The sequence below is a fragment of the Jatrophihabitans sp. genome (assembly GCF_036388195.1).
In the GTDB taxonomy this organism is placed as follows: domain Bacteria; phylum Actinomycetota; class Actinomycetes; order Mycobacteriales; family Jatrophihabitantaceae; genus Jatrophihabitans_A.
Genome location: NZ_DASVSG010000055.1, coordinates 1 through 18,525, shown reverse-complemented (window position 1 = coordinate 18,525; position 18,525 = coordinate 1). Strand labels below are relative to the sequence as shown.

Here is an 18,525-nt window from a genome sequence, read left to right as displayed (position 1 = left end):
GTCCGGCAGGGCAGCCAGAAGCGCCGCGAGCTACTACCGTCTGCGCATGACCTCTGAGACCTTCGCCAAGATCGCCGACGACGCGGTGGCGTCCTGGTGCGCCGCCTATCCCGCCGAGGCGACCTATCTCGGCGATCACAGCCACGACGACCAGCTCGGCGATCCGACGGCGGCAGCGGAGCAGCAGCGCCGGACCGAGCTGCGCGCCCTCCTCACCCAGCTGGACCAGCTGCCCGCCGACCAGCTGGACACCGCCGACGCCGTCGACCGCGACATCCTGCGCACCGCGGCCGAGAGTGAGCTGCTCGCGCTGACCGACCTCGACGAGGCCAGCTGGAACCCGATGCTGCACAACCCCGGCCAGGCGCTGTACGCGCTGCTGTCGCGGGACTTCGCGCCGCTGCCGCAACGGCTGTCGAGCGTGGCCGGCCGGCTGCGCGGGATCCCGGACCACCTGGAGGCGGCCCGCGGCCGGTTGAGCGACATGTGCCAGGTGCATGTCGAGACCGCCATCGGCCAGCTGGACGGCACCCTGGCCCTGATCGAGAGCGAGATCCCGGCGGCGCTGGCCGAGGCCGGCGGCGGCGACCTGACCGACGAGATCAGCCAGGCCGCCACGGCGGTTCGTGCCTACCAGGACTGGCTGCGCGGCCAGCTGCCCGGGGCGCAGCGTCCGGCGCGGCTCGGCAAGGACCTGTTCGCCAGCAAGCTGGCGCTGACCCTGGCCACCCCGTGGCAGCCTGCCGCCCTGCTCGAGCAGGCCTATCGCGACCTGGACCGGGTGGAGGCCGAGCTCGCCGAGCTGGTCGGCCGGAGCACCGGGTCCGGCACGGCCGACCGCGCGGCGATCGCGGCGGAGTTCAGCCGGCTGGCCGCCGACGCGCCCACCAGCGACACCATCCTGCAGCTGTGCCAGGAGGCGCTGACCGAGACCACCGAGTTCGTGCGCCGGCACGATCTGATGACCCTGCTCGACGATCCGGTCGACATCATCGAGATGCCGGAGATCGACCGGGGCGTGGCCGTCGCGTACTGCGTCGGGGTGGGCCCGCTGGAGACCGCCCCGCTGGCCACCCAGTTCGCGGTCTCGCCGACTCCCAAGGACTGGTCGGAGGACCGGGTCCTCTCCTTCTACCGCGAGTACAACAACCACATGCTGCACAACCTCACCATCCATGAGGCGATGCCGGGGCACGTCGAGCAGCTGTCCCACGCCCGCCGCTACCAGGCCAGCAACCGGGTCCGCGGGGTGTTCGGCAGCGGCTCGTTCATCGAGGGCTGGGCCGTCTATGCCGAGCAGCTGATGGCGAACCTGGGCTACCGCAGCGACATCTCCGCCGAGGCCGCCGCGGCGGTGCGCACGCAGCAGCTGAAGATGCAGCTGCGCAGCGTCCTCAACACCATCATGGACATCTCCTTCCACACCGGGGACCTCGACGAGCGCCAGGCCATGGAGCTGATGACGGTCCGCGGCTACCAGGAGGACGGCGAGGCCGCGGGCAAGTGGCGGCGGGTGCAGTTGAGCTCGACCCAGCTCTCGACCTACTACGTGGGCTACCTCGAGGTCAGCGAGCTGGTCGCCGAGCTGCGCCGCGCGTACCCGTCCTGGTCGGACCGGCAGCTGCACGACGAGGTGCTGAACTACGGCTCGCCCCCGGTCCGCTACCTCCGCCAGCTGTTGGGGCTGCCGGCCGAATGAGCCCGCCGCTGCGGCCGGCGATCGGGATCGCGCACCGGGGCTTCTCCCCCGACGGCGCCGAGAACTCGATGACGGCGTTCCAGGCTGCCGTCGACCTGGGTTACCGGCACCTGGAGACCGACGCGCGGGTGACCGGGGACGGGGTGGCGCTGGCCTTCCACGACGCCATCCTGGACCGGGTGACCAACTCCCGCGGCCAGCTGCGGCAGCTGAGCTGGCGGGAGGTCAGCACGGCGCGGATCCTGGACCGGGAGCCGATCCCCCGGTTGGAGGAGGTGCTGTCGGCCTTCGGCGACGGGGTGAGCGTGAACATCGACGTCAAGTCCGATGCCGCGGTGGGTCCCACCCTGGACGCGATCCGGCGCACCAACGCCTGGCGCCGGGTCCGGCTGGCTGCCTTCTCCCCCGCCCGGCTGCTGCAGCTGCGCCGCAGCGCCGGCCCCGGCACGCCGAGCGCGCTGACCGCCACCGAGGTGCTGGCGCTGCGGCACGGCCGGCTCCGGTTGCCCGGCCCACCGGCACGGGCCGGCCTGGCCGCCCAGGTGCCGCCGCGGGTCGGGCCGCTGGCGGTCCTGCAGCCCGGGTTCCTGGCCGCCGCCCGGGCCCGCGGCATCGAGGTGCACGCCTGGACGGTCAACCGGCGCGCCGAGATGATCGGGTTGCTCGACCTCGGGGTGGACGCGATCATCACCGACCGCGCGGACCTGCTGCGCGACGTCCTGCGCGAGCGTGGCCAGTGGCCGACGTGACCGGCTTGCCCAGCGCTGAGAGCGCGGCTGCCGCCCGGTTGCGACAACGGCGCGGCTGGTACTTCTACGGCTGGGCGAGCCATGTCTTCCCGACCATCGTCGTCACCGTGTTCATGGGCCGCTACCTGACCTCGCTGGCCGAGAATGCCGTCGGCAAGGCCGGCCGGGTGTCGGTGTTCGGGATCCCGGTGGCGCCGGGCAGCCTGTTCGCCTACGTCGTGTCGTTCTCCACGGTGCTGCTGCTGGTGGCGATGCCGGTGGTGGGCGCGATCGCCGACCGGACCGGCGCCAAGCGCGAGATCCTGCTCGGCTTCGGCTGGCTGGGGGCAGCGGCGTGTGTGGCGATGTTCGCCGTCCGGGGCTCCAACTGGCAGCTCGGCGCGGCGCTGTTCGTGGTCGCCTTCGTCGGCTACTCCTGCGCGACGGTGGTGAACTATGCCCTGCTGATCGACGTGGCGAGCTCCGCCGACCGGGACCGGGTGTCCTCGCAGGGCTGGGCGCTGGCCTACATCGGCGGCGGGCTGCTGCTGGCCGCCGACTTCGTGCTCAGCCTGTTCCTGCGCGACAAGGCGCTGCTGGCCCGGATCTCGCTGTGCTCGGCGGGGGTGTGGTGGGCGCTGTTCAACATCAAGCCGTGGCAGCTGCTGCGCGGCCTGCCCAGAGCGCCGGTGGCCGCCAGCGCCGAGCCGGTGCTGCTGGCCGGCTTCCGGCAGCTGCGCCACACCCTGGCCGAGCTGCGCCGGTACCGCTTGACGGTGGCCTTCCTGATCGCGTTCCTGGTCTACAACGACGGCATCCAGACGGTCACCACGGTCGCCGCCCAGTACGGCGACAAGGAGCTGCAGCTGGACGACACCGTGCTGCTGTCGGCGATCCTGCTGGTGCAGTTCGTGGCCTTCGGCGGCGCGATCTGGCTGGGCCGGCTCGCCGAGCGGTTCGGCGCCAAGCGGGTGGTGCTGGGCTCGCTGGTGGTGTGGCTGCTGCTGGTGCTGGCCGCCTACTTCGTCCGCGCCGGGGTGGCCTGGCAGTTCTACCTGCTGGCCATCGGCATCGCCCTGGTGCTCGGCGGCAGCCAGGCGCTGTCGCGGTCGATGTTCTCCCGGCTGATCCCGCCCGGCTGCGAGGCCGAGTACTTCGGCTTCTACGAGATCAGCGACTCCGGGACGTCCTGGCTGGGTCCGTTGATCTTCGGGCTGGCCTACCAGCTCAGCGGCTCCTATCGCAGCGCGCTGGTGTCGCTGGTCGCCTTCTTCGTCCTGGGCTTCGTGCTGCTCCTGCGGGTGCCGCTGCGCGCCGCGATCGCCCAGGCCGGCAACACCGCGCCGGAGCGGGTCTGAGCCCTGCCGGAGAGAGATGGGTCTCACCCATCTGGCCACGGACCGAGTGAGATCGGACAAATCCGGAGCAAATAGGTCAGCATCTCCTGGTTGCTGCGAGTAGTGTCGATAGGCTCGTGGGAATCATCTGCCGGGACTCTTCGTTGGAAACTCGGTACCCAAGCGTGGGTGAGGAGTGATCACAATGGCCGATCGTGTACTCCGGGGCAGCCGCCTCGGCGCTATCAGTTACGAAACCGAGTACGCCGCCGAACCGGCGCCGCGTCAGCTCATCAAGTTCCGGTGTGAACGCGATCACGAGTTCAGCGTGCCGTTCGCCCACGATGCCGAGCTGCCCTCCACTTGGGAATGCCGGCTGGACGGCACCACCGCCAAGGCGGTGGACCTGCCGGAGCCGGAGCCCAAGAAGGTCAAGGCTCCGCGTACCCACTGGGACATGTTGATCGAGCGGCGCACCATCGCCGATCTGGAAGAGGTGCTCGCCGAGCGCCTGGACGTCCTGCGGGCACGCCGCGGCGGTCCTGGAACGAAGTCTCCCAAGACCGCCTGAGCCTTTGCTCCGGGCGACCGGAGCGTGCTGTGCCTGACCGGCCCGACTGTTCGCAGTCGGGCCGGTTCGCTGTGCCCAGGCAGCCCGACTGTCCGCAGCCGGGCCGGTTCGCTGTGCCCAGGCGCCTACCGGCGGCGCAGGGCGCCCCGCAGCTGGGCAAACCGATGCGCCGCGCCCCATTCGGTGACCCGCAGCAGCGCCTCCCGGACGATGTTGCCGCTCATCTTCGACTCGCCGCGCTCCCGCTCGGCGAACGTGATCGGCACCTCGGTGACCCGGAACCCGGCCTGCACCGCGCGCCAGGCGAGGTCGACCTGGAAGCAGTACCCCTCGGAGGAGATCGCGGACAGGTCGATGGTCTGCAGCACCGCGCGCCGGTAGGCCCGGTAACCGCCGGTGGCATCGTGCAACCCGATGCCGAGCGCGGCGCGGGTGTACAGGTTGCCGCCCCGGGACAGCAGCTTGCGCGACGCGGGCCAGTTCAGCACCTCGCCGCCGGGCACCCACCGCGAGCCCAGCACCAGGTCCGAATGGGCCAGCGCGGCCAGCAGCCGAGGCAGCTGCTCCGGAGCGTGCGAGCCATCCGCGTCCATCTCGACCAGCACCTCGTAGCCGGCGGCCAGCCCGATCCGGAAGCCCGCCACGTACGCCGCGCCTAGGCCCGCCTTCTGGTCGCGGTGCAGCACCTGGATCTGGCTGTCGTTGGCGGCGAACTTGTCGGCCACCTCGCCGGTGCCGTCCGGGCTGCCGTCATCGACCACCAGGATGTCGACCTCGGGCACCGCCGAGCGCACCCGCTCCAGGATCAGCGGCAGGTTCTCGCGTTCGTTGTAGGTCGGGATGATCACCAGGGTCCGGAGCTGCTCCCCCGCTCCTGCTGCCGATCCGCTCTCGGCCTCGGTCACCGGTACCCCTCTCCTGTCTGGCCGGCCGCGCTGCCGGCCCGCTCCCGGCGCGCCTGGCTCTGCGGGCGCGCGCCCCGGCGGCCAACCCCAGCAGGCCCAGCCCCACCAGGATCCACTCGGCGGCCGCGCCGGTCCGGGTGGCCAGCGTAGTCGAACTGGAAAGCCGGACCGTCCGGACCAGCACGTCGGCGGTGAACAGCGGGCCGGACTCGGCGACCAGCCGGCCGTCGGGGCCGATGATCGCGGACTTGCCGCTGGTGGCCACCTGCACCACCGTCCGGGCATGCTCCACCGCCCGCAGCCGGGCCATCGCCAGCTGCTGGTAGGTCTCGGCGCTGTGGCCGAAGGTGGCGTTGTTGGTCTGCACCACCACCAGCTGGGCGCCGGCCCGCACCGAGGAGGTGATCAGCGAGTCGTAGGCGATCTCGAAGCAGATCACGTCGCCGACCGGGTACGGGGTCTGGGTCAGCAGGCCGTCGCCCTCGCCGGCCAGCATGTCCCGGGCCACCAGATCCACCTTGCTGTTGACCGCGCGGGCCAGTGACCGCAGCGGGATGTACTCCCCGTACGGCACCGGATGCCGCTTCACATAGCGCTGGCCCGGACCCGGAGCGGCCGAGGACGAGGGCATCCAGACGATGCCGGCGTTGGTGACGTGCTCGGGGCCGGGGCCGTCGATCAGGGCGCCGACCAGGATCGGCACCCCCACCGCGTCGACCGCGCGCTGGATCACGGCCGCCGCGTCGGCATTGGTGGTCGGGTCGATGTCGGAGGCGTTCTCCGGCCACAGCACCAGGCTCGGCCGCGGCACCCGGCCGGCCTTGACGTCGGCGGCCAGCCTCAGGGTCTGGGCCACGTGGTTGTCCAGCACCTGGCGCCGGCGGGCGTTGAACTCCAGGCCCCGGTCCGGGACGTTGCCCTGGATCGCCGCCACCGTGACGCTGCGGCCCTGCTGGGCGTCCTGCCGGAGCGGGTAGGCCAGCGATCCGCCGATCAGCACCACCAGCGCGGCGGCCACCAGCTGCCCGCCGCGCCTGACCCGCCCGTCGCCGGCCTCCGAGCGCAGCACGGCGCCGGCCAGCAGGGTGCCGACCAGCGCGACCGCGAAGCTCACCAGCGGGGCTCCGCCGAGCGCGGCGAACCACTTCAGCGGCGAGCCGGCCTGGCTGAAGGCCCAGCGGCCCCACGGGAAGCCACCGAACGGCAGCCGTCCCCGCAACGCCTCCTCCGCCACCCACAGCGCCGCGCTCAGCACCGCGCCGAACCGCTGGCGCTGCACCACCGGCAACGCGGCGCCGAGCAGGGCGAGGTACCAGGTCTGGGAGAACACCAGGATCAGCCACGGCGCCGAGCCGACGAAGGTGGCCGTCCAGTGCAGCATCGGCAGGAACAGCCCGGCGCCGTACACCAGCCCGAGCAGCGCGCCCCGACGCGGCCGCTGGCCGGATACCGCGATGGACAGGCCGGCCACCGACACGAAGGCCAGCGGCCAGATCCCCGCCTTCGGGAAGGCCGCCGCGCCGACCAGGCCGGCTACCGCGGCCAGCAGCAACCGCAGCTTCATGACAGCTCACCCGAATCGAAGACCTGCCGTCCCCGGACCACCGTCCGCAGGCACCGCGGCAGCTGCCGGCCCGGGGCCAGGTCCGGGACGCCGGAGCGCTCGTCGGTGCTCCACTGCGACAGCCGCTCGACGTCTTCATCGAGCCGGCCGGCGGCGCGACTCAGCGGGCCGGCGGCGAAGACCGCGTAGCTGGCCGGCGCTCCGGGCGCCAGCACGCCGGAGCCGTCCGCATCGGCGCGGGCGGCCCGCCAGCCGCCCCGGGTGTGCGCGGTCAGCGCCGCTCGGGGGCTCAGGGCGTGCGCCGGGTTGCTGGGATGGACCGCCGCCCGCACCGCGCCCCACGGGTCCACCGGGGTGACCGGGGAGTCCGCGCCGAATGCCAGCGGCACCCCGGCGGCGGCGAACTCCGCCAGCGGGTTGAGCCGGCGGGCCCGCTCGCCGCCCAGTCGCTGGGCATACATCCCGTGGTCACCGCCCCAGGTGGCGTCGAAGGCCGGCTGCACCGAGGCGATCAGGCCGGTAGCCGCCAGCGCCGGCACGTCGCTGATCAGCTCGGCATGCTCGATCCGGTGCCCGGCGGCCGAGACCCGCGAGCCGAGCCGCTCGGCGGCCAGCCGCATCGCCTCGACGACCTGGCCGGTGGCGGCGTCGCCGATGGCGTGGAAGCCGCCCTGCATCCCGGCCTCGGTGCACTCGATCAGGTGCTCGGCGAGCTCCTCGGTGTCATAGCGCAGGTACCCGTGCTCGGGCAGGTCGGCGTACGGCTGCAGCAGGCCCGCGGTGTGCGAGCCGATGGAGCCGTCGCAGAACAGGTCGCCGCCCGCCCCGATCGCCCCCAGCTCGGCCGCCACTGCGGCCCCGTGCAGCTCGCCCCAGTAGCCGAAGACCTCCGGGTACGGCTCCTCCTTCTCCGACGATCCGGCCACCAGGGCCAGCAACCCGGCCAGGTCCTCGGTGCTGGAGATCTCCGGGCCGGCCATCTCGTGGACGGCCGCGATGCCGTGCGCCGCAGCGTGCCGCAATGCCACCCGCTGCAGCTCCGCGCGCTGGCCGGCGGTGATGACGGCCCGGGCGACCGCGCGCGCGGCATGATGGGCGGCCTTGGTGAGTCGGCCGTCGGGGTGGAAGCCGTCCAGGCCGGCGATGCCCGGCACCGCGGCCAGCAGCGCCGACGACACCACCGCCGAGTGGGCGTCGGTGCGCGCCAGGTAGACCACGCCGCCGTAGCTGGCGCGGTCCAGCTCCGTCGCGGTGGGCGCCCGGCCCTCCGGCCAGCGGGTCTCGTCCCAGCCGCCGCCGAGCAGCGGCCGGCCGCCGCCGGCCCGGGCGGCCCGCTCGACGGCCCGGAGCGCCTCGGCCAGCGAGCCGGCCGTCCCCAGCTCCAGCCCGGTCAGGGACAGGCCGGTGTCAGTGGTGTGAAAATGCGCGTCGACGAACGCGGGGATCACCAGCGCTCCGTCCAGGTCGACGGTGCGGTCGGCCGGCATGGCGGCCGCCGAGACGTCATCGCCGAGCCAGGCCACCTCCCCGCCGGCGATCAGCAGCGCACTGGCGTTCGGGGTCCACGGGCTGTAGATCCGGCCGTTGGTCAGCATGGTGCGCACCAAGCGAGTGTGCCAGCCGGGTCTGTGCGGGTCGAGGCGGTGACGCTGGCTCTGGTGTGTCCCATGGAATACGGTGCTGTAAAGACTTTCAGGAGGCTTGCCCCATGTCGGCCAGTATCGAGGACGTAGCAAAGCTGGCGGGTGTCTCGATAGCCACTGTGTCGCGGTCCCTGCGAGGCCTGCCCGACGTCGCCGCGGCCACCCGGGACAAGGTGCTGGCAGCGGCCCAGGAGCTGGACTACGTCGCCTCGCCGTTCGCCGCCCGGCTGGCCAGCGGGCGGTCCTCGACGCTGGGCGTGGTGGTGCCGTTCGTCAACCGGTGGTTCTTCGCCGAGGTGCTCGGGGCGGTCGAATCGGTGCTCAGCGCCGCCGGCTACGACCTGCTGCTGCACAACCTCGGCGACAGCGACGGCCGTGAGCGGTTCTTCTCGGTGCTTCCGATGCGCAAGCGGGTGGACGCGGTGCTGGTGGTCAGCCTGGCGCTGACCGACGACGAGGTCGCCGCCCTGAACACCCTGGAGCTGCCGGTCGGGGTGCTCGGCGTCAAGCATCCGGGGCTGTCCTCGGTCCGGATCGACGACGAGGCCGCGGCGCGGACCGCGGTGGAGCACCTGCTGTCGCTGGGACACCGCCGGATCGCGCTGATCGGCGGCGACACCGACGACCCGATGCGCTTCACTCCCCCGCACCACCGCGGCACCGGCTACCGGGAGGCGCTGCTGGCAGCCGGGATCACCCCGCCGGAGGGCCTGGAGCGCCTCGGCTACTTCACCGTCGAGGGCGGCGAGGCCGCGATGCTGCACCTGCTGAAGCTGGATGAGCTGCCGACCGCGGTGTTCGCCGAGTCCGACGAGATGGCCTACGGCGCGATCCGGGCGATCCGGCGCTCGGGCTTGCGGGTGCCCGAGGACATCGCGGTGATCGGCTTCGACGACCACGCCACCGCCGACCTGATGGATCTGACCACCATCCGCCAGCCCGTCGGCGAGCAGGGCGCGCTGCTGGCCAAGTCGCTGCTGACGGCGCTGGTCAAGACCGCCGAGCCGACCGATGTGGTGCTCGAGACGGAGCTGATCGTCCGGGGCAGCACGGTGGCGTCGGCCAGCGTGTACGCCGACCCGGCCGGATCAACCGGACCTTAACGGTCGGCGCCCAGGCGGGGGGTCGGGTGGCGGTGGTGAGGATCGGTGCGGGCCTTTCCGCAGAGCCTGCGGTGGCAGCCCACCGTCGCCTTCGCTCACGGCCCAGCTGGCCAACAGGGAAAGGGCGTCGTAAGAGGCGGAATCCGGCTCGGGTGTGTAGCTGACGAGGCTCCAGCGCGTACCCGTCCCGAGGGGGAAGGACTCGTACGGCAGGTCGAGGTCGCCGACGACCGGGTGATGCACCCGCTTCACGCCCGTGTTGTGGATTCGGACGTCATGGGTGGCCCATCTCACGCGGAACTGCTCGCTGCGAGTGGCCAGCTGGCCGATCAGATCCGAAAGATCGCGGTCGTAGGGTTCGCGGCCGGCCTCGGCACGCAGGATCGCGACGGTGTCGTCAGCAACCTTGTCCCACTCGCGGAAGAACGTAGTCGCCTGACGGTCGAGGAAGATGAACCGGGCGTTGTTGGGCGTGCCTTCCGGGTCGGCGTACACCGGGGAGAACAGGGCACGTCCCAGCGCGTTGGCGGTCAGGATATCGAGGCGCCCGTTGAGCACCAGGGCTGGAGTGCCGTGCATCGAGTCGACGAGGCGCTGGATCGTGGGGCGGACCTGCTGGCGCGCCGGAGCCTGACGACGGCGCGTGCGAGTCGGCGTGCCCGCGGTGCGGAGCAGGTCGAGCAGGTGCCCCCGCTCGGCCTCGTCGAGCCGGAGTGCTTGGGCAATGGAGTCGATGACGCTCTCGGAGGCGCCAGTCGCATCGCCTCGCTCGAGCCGGATGTAGTACTGCGGCGACACGCCGGCCAGCAGTGCCACCTCCTCGCGACGCAGCCCAGCGACCCGTCGCCGATCACCGCCGTACGCCGGGAGCCCCGCCTGCTCGGGGGTGATCCGGGCACGGCGCGTGGAGAGAAACTCGCGAATCTCGGCACGTACCTCCTCGCGAGGAGCTCGGGGCTCGTCACTGAATGCCATAACAGCCAGCCTATAAGCGATGCTGAACCCCTGAGAGTCACTGTCAGTGGCCCTCTTGACAGGGCCTCCCACGTCCTGGCTCGCGCTGGTTTCGTGGATGTCATCGCCCAGACGGTGGCGCCAGATACGAATCCAGCAGAGGAAGCGCATCCCATATGACCGAGCAGAAGGTATGGCTCATCACCGGCGCAGGCCGCGGCATGGGTGTCGATATTGCCCGCGCCGCCCTCGCCGCAGGCCACGCGGTGGTCGCCACCGCCCGCCGGACCGACAGCATCACCAAGGCACTCGGCCAGCACGACGACCTGCTGGCCGTCGCTCTCGACGTCACCGATCCCGCCGCCGCCGAGGCAGCGGTGCAGGCCGCCGTCGACCGATTCGGTCACCTCGACGTGCTGGTCAACAACGCCGGCAGCTTCCAGGCAGGCTTCTTCGAGGAGATGAGCGCCGAGGACTTCCGTTCGCAGATCGAGACCACGCTGTTCGGGCCGGTCAACGTCACCCGCGCCGCGCTCCCGCAGATGCGTGCCCAGCGCTCCGGTCTCGTGATGACCATCTCCTCCACTGCCGGCATCGCGGCCGGTGGTGAGTTCCTCACCGCGTACGCCGCCTCGAAGTTCGGCATCGAGGGCTGGATGGAGGCCCTGGGACCGGAGGTTGCCCCCTTCGGCATCCGCACCATGCTCGTCGAGCCCGGCTTCTTCCGCACCGAGCTGCTCACGCCGCAGTCGACGAAGTACGCCCAGCCCTCGATCGAGGACTACGCCGAGCGCACCGAGCAGATCATCGAGACTTGGAAGAGCATGGACGGCAAGCAGGGGGGCGACCCCGGCAAGCTGGCCGAGGCACTGATCCACCTCGCAGGGCTCGAGGAGCCGCCGGTGCGCTTCGCCGCCGGCGCGGACGCCGTCGCGACCTTCGAGGCCAAGGCGCACGCGCTGCTCGCGCAGGCCGACGCACACCGCGACCTGTCCAGCAGCCTGGCCCACGACGACGTCTGAGCGCCCGACCCTCGCTCACCTGTCCGGACGAGGCGCCTGTTGTCAACTGCCGCCGATCGATCAGCTGCTGGCATGCTCCACAGCGGCCGGGTTCAGCGAGTAGGTGGCCATCCCTCGCCTTGGCATACCCCGCTGGTCGGCGCCTGGGCGGCGGCCAGCTCCGCCGCGGTGGGCGGGTTCGCCCCGGCCCGCTCGCAGGTCAGCGCCGCCACCAGGATCGCCTCCGCGACCGCGGCCGGCGCCGACGCCCCGGCGCCGGGGTAGCCGGCGGCCAGCAGCGCGTTGATCAGCCCGGCCATGAACGCATCGCCGGCGCCGACGGTGTCCACCACCTGCACCGGACGGGCCGGCGCCGTGCCGAACCCGTCCCCGCTCAGGTAGCGCGCCCCCTTGCCGCCGTCGGTGATCACCACGACCGAGGCGCCGAGCGTCTGCCACGCCCGCAGCACGTCATCGGTGTCCTTGCCGGGGTAGAGCCAGGCCAGGTCCTCCGCGGAGGCCTTCACCACGTCGGCGAGCTCCACCATCGCCTCGACCTGGTCCACCGCCGCCTGGTGATCGGGCAGCAGATCGGGCCGGATGTTGGGGTCGTAGCTGATCACCACCGGCTGCTGATTCCGCCGCCGGCGCAGCTGGCCTGCGATCACGGCAGCGCCGGGCTGGGTCCAGGACGCCAGCGAGCCGGCATGGATCCAGGCGGTGTCGGCCGGCATCCGGTCCAGCTCGGCGGCGCTCCACTGCCAGTCCGCGGTGCCCGTCCGGTAGAAGTCGTAGCTGGCATTGCGGTCGGCGTCCAGGCTGACCACCGCGACCGTGCTGGACTCCGGGGCGCGGACGGCGTACGTCAGGTCGACGCCGTTGGCTTCGGCATGGTGGCGCAGCTGCTGTCCGAAGGCGTCCTCGGACAGCCGGGCCAGCAGCTGGGACGGCTGACCGAGCCGGGCCAGGCCCACCGCGACATTGAACGGGCTGCCGCCTGGATGGGCGAGGTAGGTCTTCGGCCCCGGCGCGGCCGCGGACGCCGGATCCATCACCAGGTCGATCAACGCCTCGCCGATCACGCACACCATGCACCGACGTTATCGCGTGCGGAAGTTATCGTGTGCCGGGTGACCCGCGTGATGCTGCTGGACTCGGCAAGCCTGTACTTCCGCGCCTTCTACGGCGTGCCCGACACGGTGACCGCCCCGGACGGGATGCCGGTCAACGCCGTCCGCGGCTTCACCGACATGGTCTCCACCCTGATCACCCGCTACCGGCCGACCGACTTCGTCGCGTGCCTGGACTACGACTGGCGCCCGGCGTTCCGGGTGGCGCTGCTGCCCTCGTACAAGGCGCACCGGGTGGAGTACACCACCGGCAGCGGCGCCCCGGACGTGGAGGTCGTCCCGGACCTGCTCGAGCCGCAGGTGCCGGTGCTGCTGGCGGTGCTCAAGGCGGCCGGGCTGTGCTCGGTCGGCGCCGACGGGTTCGAGGCCGACGACGTGATCGCCACGCTGTCCCACCGCTACGACGAGCGGGGCGTCGAGGTGGACGTGGTGTCCGGGGACCGGGATCTGATCGACCTGGCCACCGAGCGGGTGCGGGTGCTCTACACCGGCAAGGGCATGAGCAACATCGTGGTGTTCACGCCGGAGGAGGTGCAGGCCCAGTACGGGGTGCCGGCCGGGCACTACGCCGACTTCGCGATGCTGCGCGGCGATCCGTCCGACGGGCTGCCCGGGGTGGCCGGCATCGGCGCCAAGACCGCGGCGACGGTGGTGTCGCAGTTCGGGACGATCGAGCAGATCGTGGCCGCCGCGCAGTCCGGGGACAAGGCCATGAGCAGCTCCGTGCGGGTGAAGGTGCTGGCGTCGCTGGACTACCTGGCGGTCGCCCCGGCAGTGGTGCGCGGGCGCACCGACGTTCCGGTGGACGAGCTGACCACGGCGATCCCGGCCAAGCCGGCCGATCCGGAGATGCTCGCCGCCCTGGGCGAGCGGTTCGGCATCTCCAGCGCGATGGACCGGCTGACCGCCGCGCTGGCCAAGGTGGCCGGCTGACCTTCCCGTGATCGTTGGCCGTCCAGCAGGGCGGCACGCCGAGCGGCCCCCTGCCCGGGGGCCAACGATGGGGAGAGCGCAGCCGGCAGCGGCTCAAAGCTGCTGGGCGATCACCCCTCGCCGCAGCGCCGCGCAGGCCGTCGCCGCGGTCGCCCTGATCCCGGGGTCGATGGCGTCGGCCCGGGCGAGCTGCTCGAGCAGGTCCAGCAGCTGGCGCATCCAGCGGACGAAGTCGCCGGCGGGCAATCCGGTGCCGTCGTCGGACATCGAGCTCAGCACCCGGTCCAGCGAGTCGCCCTTGGCCCACCGGTAGCTCGCCCAGACGAAGCCGAGGTCCGGTTCCCGCGACAGCGGCAGCCGGTGCTCGGCCTCCCGCTCGCTGACCTCGGCCCATAGCCGCAGGGTGTCGCGCAGCGCGTCGCGCAACGGCCCGCTGGGCAGCTTGGGCGCGGGCGGCTCGTCCCGCCGGGCCTCGTACACCATCGCCGAGCAGACCCCGGCGAGCTCCGCGGCGTTCAGCCCGGACCAGGCGCCGGACCGCAGGCACTCGGCGATCAGCAGGTCCGACTCGGACCAGATCCGCGACAGCTGACGGCCGGCCGTGGTGATCGTGTCGCCCGCCTCGGCCGCCGGGCTCATGTAGCCGCGCTCGGTGAGCAGCGCGCAGACCTGGTCGAACGTCCGCGACAGCGAATGGGTGCGGCCCTCGGCCCGCTGGCGCAGCGCGTCGTTCTCCCGGCGCAGCCGGCCGGCCCGCTCGGCCCACCGGGCGTGCTCCTCCCGGTCGTGGCAGCCGTGGCACGGATGCGCCCGCAGCGCCGCGCGCAGGCTGGCCAGCTCCGGGTCATCGGCCGTGCCGTTGCGGTCCTTGCGCCGTCGGCCCTGCGGGTCGGCGATCTGAAGGTTGCGGATCGAGGAGGCGACGTCCTTGCGAGCGGCCGGGCTGCGGTGGTTGAAGTGCTTGGAGATCGGCAACCGGCCGAGCACCTCGACGACCTGCGGGAAGTCCAGCAGGGTGACCGGGCCCGCCCAGCGGTCCTCGGTGACCACCAGCGGCCGCGGGTCGGCGATCGGCGAGGTTCCCGGGTCCACCACCACGGCCAGGCCGGCTCGCCGCCCGGACTGGATCCGGATCACGTCTCCGACGGTCAGCGCCTCCAGCGACTGCACCACCGCGGCCCGGCGGTCGGAGACGCCCTTGCGCGACAGCGCCCGCTCCCGCTCCGAGAGCCGGGTGCGCAGGTCCTGGTACTCGGCGAAGTCGCCGAGGTGGCAGTGCATCCGGTTCTCGTAGTCGGCCAGCGACTTCTCGTTGCGGGCGATCTGGCGGGTCAGGCCGACCACCGAGCGGTCGGCCTGGAACTGCGCGAACGAGGACTCCAGCAGGGCGCGGGCGGTGTCACGGCCCACCTGGGACACCAGGTTGATCGCCATGTTGTAGGACGGCCGGAACGACGACCGCAGCGGGTAGGTGCGGGTGGAGGCGAGCCCGGCCACCCGCGCCGGGTCGATCTCGGGGCTCCACTGGACCACCGCGTGGCCCTCGATGTCGATGCCGCGACGGCCGGCCCGGCCGGTGAGCTGGGTGTACTCCCCCGGGGTCAGGTCGGCGTGCGTCTCGCCGTTGAACTTGACCAACCGCTCCAGCAGGACGGTCCGGGCCGGCATGTTGATGCCCAGCGCCAGCGTCTCGGTGGCGAAGACGACCCGCACCAGGCCCCGGACGAACAGCTCCTCCACGACCTCCTTGAACGCCGGGATCATGCCGGCGTGGTGGGCGGCGATGCCCCGCTGCAGGCCCTCGGAGAACTCCCAGTAGCCGAGCACGTCGAGGTCCTCGGCGGCCAGGTTCGCCGTCCGGTTCTCCACCAGCAGCCGGATGTCCTCGCGCTCGTCGTCGGTGGTCAGCCGCAGGTTGGCCGCGACGCACTGCCGGACGGCGGCATCGCACCCGGCCCGGCTGAAGATGAAGGTGATCGCCGGGAGCAGCCCTTCCCGGTCCAGCCGGCTGATCACGTCCGGACGGCTCGGCGGGCGCCAGCGCTGCCCCGGCCCGCCCCGGTAGCGGTCCCGGCCGCCGGGATGGCGCGGGCCGGCCATGTCGGCGGTCCGCATCCGGTCCCGGACGTAGCGCAGCAGGGTCGGGTCGACACGAACGCTGTCGTGGCTGGCCGTGCCGTCCGCGTCATCCGGGGCCGGATCGGTGTCGGCGAACAGGTCGAACATCCTGCTGCCCACCAGCATGTGCTGCCACAGCGGCACCGGCCGCTCCTCGTGCACGATGACCCGGGTGTCGCCGCGGACCTCGATCAGCCAGTCGCCGAACTCCTCGGCGTTGGACACCGTCGCCGACAGCGAGACCAGCCGCACCGAGTCGGGCAGGTGGATGATCACTTCCTCCCAGACCGCGCCGCGGAACCGGTCGCCGAGGTAGTGCACCTCGTCCATCACCACGAAGCCGAGGCCGAGCAGGGCATCGCTGCCGACGTAGAGCATGTTGCGCAGCACCTCGGTGGTCATCACCACGATCGGCGCGTGCGGGTTGATCGCGTTGTCGCCGGTCAGCAGCCCGACGTTGGCCGGGCCGTAGCGCTGCAGCAGGTCGTTGTACTTCTGGTTGGACAGCGCCTTGATCGGCGTGGTGTAGAAGCACTTCTGCCCCACCGCCAGGGCCAGGTAGATGGCGAACTCGCCGACCACCGTCTTGCCGGCGCCGGTCGGCGCGCAGACCAGCACCCCGTAGCCGTCCTCCAACGACTGGCAGGCCTGGATCTGGAAGTCGTCGAGGTCGAAGCTGTAGCCGGCCTGGAACTCGGTCACCCTCGGGTACTTCGTCCGCTGACGGGACTGGGCGTATCGCTGCGCCGGCGAGGACATATGTCCAGGGTACGGGCCGGGTCGAGCAGCCTCACGTCGCCGAGCAGCAGGCAGGCAGCAGCCGGTCAGCAGCCGGGACGGCTCAGCTGGTCAGCTCCGCCGCCGCCTCGCACAGCAACAGGATGGTGGCCGCATCGATGCTGGGCAGCAGCACCACCAGCTCCCGCCGGCCCGGCTCCGCGACGTCCAGCGTCGCCGCCCGGTGCGCGATCGCACGGCGCCGGCGGGCCTCGGCCCGACCCTGCCCGGGCTCGGTCACCGCGCGCCGCCGGACGGCCGCCAGAGCCGAACGAGGTGCCGGGGCGTGTTCATCCCCGCAGTTTAATCGAACATATTATCGAAAGCCATAGGCAATCCCGGCGGGTCGCGAGCAGCCTCAGGTGGCCGTCCGCGCGGTGCCGTCCAGGCCGGGGCCGGTCGGGCGGTCCCGCAGCAGGGCATCGCCGACCGCGAGCGCCAGCGCCAGGATCAGGAACAGCACCGCGATCAGCAGGCCATGCTGTAGCGCCCTGTTGTAGTCGCCACGACTGGCCGCCAGCTGGGCATAGAACACCGAGCCCACCGCGGCGATGCCGATCGCGGCGCCGATCCGCTGGCCGACCTGGATCAGCCCGCCGGCGGTGCCGCCCTGGGCGACCGGGACCTCGGACAGCGTCAGGGTCTGGTTCGGCGAGATGACCAGTCCCGAGCCCATCCCGCCGATCAGCAGCGGCGCGATCAACGCCCAGCCGGTGATGTGCGCAGGCGCCTCGCGGACCACCAGGATCACGCCGAGATAGCCCACCACCACCAGCGCCAGGCCCGCGATCACCAGCCCGCGGCCGAAGCGGTACACCACCCGGCCCGCCAACCCCGCCGCCAGACCCGAGCCGAGCGCGAACGGGAGGGTGGTGACGCCTGCCAGCAGCGCCGAGTACCCCAGCCCGAACTGCAACAGCAGGGTCAGGACGAAGAACAGCGAGGTGAAGCCGGCGAAGTAGATGGTGATCATGGAGCTGCCGAAGGAGAACGACCGGCGGCGGAACAGGCCCAGGTCGATCAGCGGATCCCGCCCTCGCCGGCCGTAGCGCACCTCCCAGGCCAGGAAACCGGCCAGCAGCAGGACAGCCAGTGGCAGCAGCAGCCATTTCGCGTTGCCCTTCCACTGCTGCTCCTGCACGAAGGGCAGCAGCAGGACGACCACCCCGACGCCGAGCAGGACCACCCCGACCAGGTCCAGGTCGTGCTGGCGGCGGCGCTGCTCGGCCGAGGCCTGCGGCAGCAGCCGCATCGCGAACGGCACGGCGAGCAGCCCGATCGGCAGGTTCACGAAGAACACGTACCGCCAGCCGTTGGACTCGCCGAAGATCTGGATCAGCAGGCCGCCGATCACCGGGCCCATCGCGGTCGAGATGCCGACCATGGCGCCGAACAGGCCGAACGCCTTGCCCCGCTCGCGGCCCCGGAACAGCTGCTGGATGAGCGCGCTGATCTGCGGTGTCAGCAGCCCGGCCGCCAGCCCCTGGCTCAACCGGGCGATCACCAGCCAGGTCGGGTTCAGCGCCGCCCCGCACAGCGCGCTGGTGAAGGCGAAGGCCAGCATGCCGACGATGAACAGCCGTCGCCGCCCGCGGGCGTCACCGAGCCGGCCGGCGGGCACCAACAGCAGCCCGAAGGTCAGCGAGTAACCCGAGAGCACCCACTGGATGGCATCGCCGGAGGCATGCAGGCCCAGATTGATCGAGCGCAGCGCGACATTGACGATCGAGACGTCCAGCAACACCATGAACCCGCCGACCAGGCACACCGCCAGCGCCTTCCACCGCTGCGGGTCCGGGGTGAAGCCGTCGACCGCGTCGGTCTGCGGCTGATCCGGGGAGTGCGAGGCGGTGGAAGTCGACACTCATCCATCGTGCCTGAGGCGAGCGACCGGTTTTTGCCACCGGCGCCGGGGCTGCCAGCGCGTGCTCAGCGCCGGGGCTCCAGCGTGCTCAGCGCCGGGTCAGGGCAGCTCGCTCCACTCGGAGCTGCCTGGACGGCCGACGCCGGGCAGTGGCTGAGGCTGTGCCTCGCGCTGTGGCTGGGGCTGCACCTCGGGCAG

Annotated in this window: 15 protein-coding genes; 7 read left to right on the top strand and 8 right to left on the bottom strand. The window is 72.0% G+C overall.

Annotation, left to right across the window (positions count from 1 at the left end; all coding sequences use genetic code 11):
- Window positions 1-46 precede the first annotated feature (46 nt).
- The 4 genes from VF612_RS05390 (at window position 47) to VF612_RS05375 (ending at window position 4,335) form a co-directional block, all read left to right on the top strand.
- Window positions 47-1,699, top strand: coding sequence for a DUF885 domain-containing protein (locus tag VF612_RS05390; protein ID WP_408658822.1), 1,653 nt, complete (start codon window positions 47-49; stop codon window positions 1,697-1,699).
- On the top strand, window positions 1,696-2,448 hold the full coding sequence (locus VF612_RS05385) for a glycerophosphodiester phosphodiesterase family protein (protein ID WP_408658821.1): 753 nt from the start codon (window positions 1,696-1,698) through the stop codon (window positions 2,446-2,448). The genes VF612_RS05390 and VF612_RS05385 overlap by 4 nt, the downstream gene beginning before the upstream one ends.
- A complete protein-coding gene (locus VF612_RS05380; protein WP_408658820.1) occupies window positions 2,445-3,785 on the top strand; it encodes an MFS transporter in 1,341 nt (446 codons plus the stop codon). Before VF612_RS05385 ends, VF612_RS05380 begins: the two co-directional genes overlap by 4 nt.
- Before the next feature lie 184 nt (window positions 3,786-3,969).
- Window positions 3,970-4,335 (top strand): RNA polymerase-binding protein RbpA, encoded by a 366-nt coding sequence (locus VF612_RS05375; protein WP_408658819.1) that lies wholly within the window; start codon window positions 3,970-3,972, stop codon window positions 4,333-4,335.
- A gap of 125 nt (window positions 4,336-4,460) precedes the next feature.
- On the opposite strand, the gene VF612_RS05370 is transcribed toward VF612_RS05375, so the two are convergent.
- Genes VF612_RS05370 through VF612_RS05360 form a run of 3 tightly spaced genes read right to left on the bottom strand, consistent with a single transcriptional unit; the run spans window position 4,461 to window position 8,399 of the window.
- Window positions 4,461-5,186, bottom strand: a complete 726-nt coding sequence (locus tag VF612_RS05370) for a polyprenol monophosphomannose synthase (protein ID WP_408658862.1) — start codon at window positions 5,184-5,186, stop codon at window positions 4,461-4,463.
- Window positions 5,086-6,804 carry an apolipoprotein N-acyltransferase gene (gene lnt, locus VF612_RS05365; protein WP_408658818.1) on the bottom strand — a complete coding sequence of 573 codons (1,719 nt, stop codon included), beginning with the start codon at window positions 6,802-6,804 and terminating at the stop codon, window positions 5,086-5,088. The genes VF612_RS05370 and lnt overlap by 101 nt, the downstream gene beginning before the upstream one ends.
- Complete coding sequence (locus VF612_RS05360; RefSeq protein WP_408658861.1) at window positions 6,801-8,399, bottom strand: amidohydrolase; 1,599 nt, start codon at window positions 8,397-8,399, stop codon at window positions 6,801-6,803. Before VF612_RS05360 ends, lnt begins: the two co-directional genes overlap by 4 nt.
- 113 nt (window positions 8,400-8,512) lie before the next feature.
- Here VF612_RS05360 and VF612_RS05355 point away from each other — a divergent pair, with 113 nt between their 5' ends.
- Window positions 8,513-9,550: a LacI family DNA-binding transcriptional regulator gene (locus VF612_RS05355; protein ID WP_408658817.1), complete on the top strand. Its 1,038-nt coding sequence runs from the start codon at window positions 8,513-8,515 to the stop codon at window positions 9,548-9,550.
- On the opposite strand, the gene VF612_RS05350 is transcribed toward VF612_RS05355, so the two are convergent.
- Window positions 9,536-10,525, bottom strand: a complete 990-nt coding sequence (locus VF612_RS05350; protein WP_408658816.1) for a helix-turn-helix transcriptional regulator — start codon at window positions 10,523-10,525, stop codon at window positions 9,536-9,538. The two genes, VF612_RS05355 and VF612_RS05350, sit on opposite strands and share 15 nt — an antisense overlap.
- Before the next feature lie 155 nt (window positions 10,526-10,680).
- Between VF612_RS05350 and VF612_RS05345 the strand changes: the two genes are divergently transcribed.
- A complete protein-coding gene (locus VF612_RS05345) occupies window positions 10,681-11,526 on the top strand; it encodes an SDR family oxidoreductase (RefSeq protein WP_408658815.1) in 846 nt (281 codons plus the stop codon).
- 92 nt (window positions 11,527-11,618) lie between these two features.
- Here the strand turns inward: VF612_RS05345 and VF612_RS05340 are convergent, their stop codons facing one another.
- Window positions 11,619-12,596 carry a carbohydrate kinase family protein gene (locus tag VF612_RS05340; RefSeq protein WP_408658814.1) on the bottom strand — a complete coding sequence of 326 codons (978 nt, stop codon included), beginning with the start codon at window positions 12,594-12,596 and terminating at the stop codon, window positions 11,619-11,621.
- Window positions 12,597-12,635: 39 nt separating this feature from the next.
- Between VF612_RS05340 and VF612_RS05335 the strand changes: the two genes are divergently transcribed.
- Window positions 12,636-13,568, top strand: a complete 933-nt coding sequence (locus VF612_RS05335; RefSeq protein WP_408658813.1) for a 5'-3' exonuclease — start codon at window positions 12,636-12,638, stop codon at window positions 13,566-13,568.
- Between the two features lie 93 nt (window positions 13,569-13,661).
- Here VF612_RS05335 and VF612_RS05330 read toward each other — a convergent pair whose 3' ends face one another.
- From VF612_RS05330 to VF612_RS05320, 3 genes are all read right to left on the bottom strand, one after another.
- On the bottom strand, window positions 13,662-16,445 hold the full coding sequence (locus VF612_RS05330) for a DEAD/DEAH box helicase (protein ID WP_408658812.1): 2,784 nt from the start codon (window positions 16,443-16,445) through the stop codon (window positions 13,662-13,664).
- An 82-nt stretch (window positions 16,446-16,527) separates the two neighbouring features.
- Complete coding sequence (locus VF612_RS05325) at window positions 16,528-16,704, bottom strand: hypothetical protein (RefSeq protein ID WP_408658811.1); 177 nt, start codon at window positions 16,702-16,704, stop codon at window positions 16,528-16,530.
- A 117-nt stretch (window positions 16,705-16,821) separates the two neighbouring features.
- Entirely contained in the window at window positions 16,822-18,327 is a 1,506-nt protein-coding gene (locus VF612_RS05320; protein WP_408658810.1) for an MFS transporter, read from the bottom strand.
- Window positions 18,328-18,525 lie beyond the last annotated feature (198 nt).

What these genes read in the sequence shown, in the direction of transcription:
- VF612_RS05390 (WP_408658822.1), top strand. Translation starts at nt 47, where the DNA reads ATGACCTCTGAGACCTTCGCCAAGATCGCCGACGACGCGGTGGCGTCC.
- VF612_RS05360 (WP_408658861.1), bottom strand. Translation starts at nt 8,399, where the DNA reads ATGCTGACCAACGGCCGGATCTACAGCCCGTGGACCCCGAACGCCAGT.
- VF612_RS05375 (WP_408658819.1), top strand. Translation starts at nt 3,970, where the DNA reads ATGGCCGATCGTGTACTCCGGGGCAGCCGCCTCGGCGCTATCAGTTAC.
- lnt (WP_408658818.1), bottom strand. Translation starts at nt 6,804, where the DNA reads ATGAAGCTGCGGTTGCTGCTGGCCGCGGTAGCCGGCCTGGTCGGCGCG.
- VF612_RS05385 (WP_408658821.1), top strand. Translation starts at nt 1,696, where the DNA reads ATGAGCCCGCCGCTGCGGCCGGCGATCGGGATCGCGCACCGGGGCTTC.
- VF612_RS05355 (WP_408658817.1), top strand. Translation starts at nt 8,513, where the DNA reads ATGTCGGCCAGTATCGAGGACGTAGCAAAGCTGGCGGGTGTCTCGATA.
- VF612_RS05350 (WP_408658816.1), bottom strand. Translation starts at nt 10,525, where the DNA reads ATGGCATTCAGTGACGAGCCCCGAGCTCCTCGCGAGGAGGTACGTGCC.
- VF612_RS05340 (WP_408658814.1), bottom strand. Translation starts at nt 12,596, where the DNA reads ATGGTGTGCGTGATCGGCGAGGCGTTGATCGACCTGGTGATGGATCCG.
- VF612_RS05330 (WP_408658812.1), bottom strand. Translation starts at nt 16,445, where the DNA reads ATGTCCTCGCCGGCGCAGCGATACGCCCAGTCCCGTCAGCGGACGAAG.
- VF612_RS05345 (WP_408658815.1), top strand. Translation starts at nt 10,681, where the DNA reads ATGACCGAGCAGAAGGTATGGCTCATCACCGGCGCAGGCCGCGGCATG.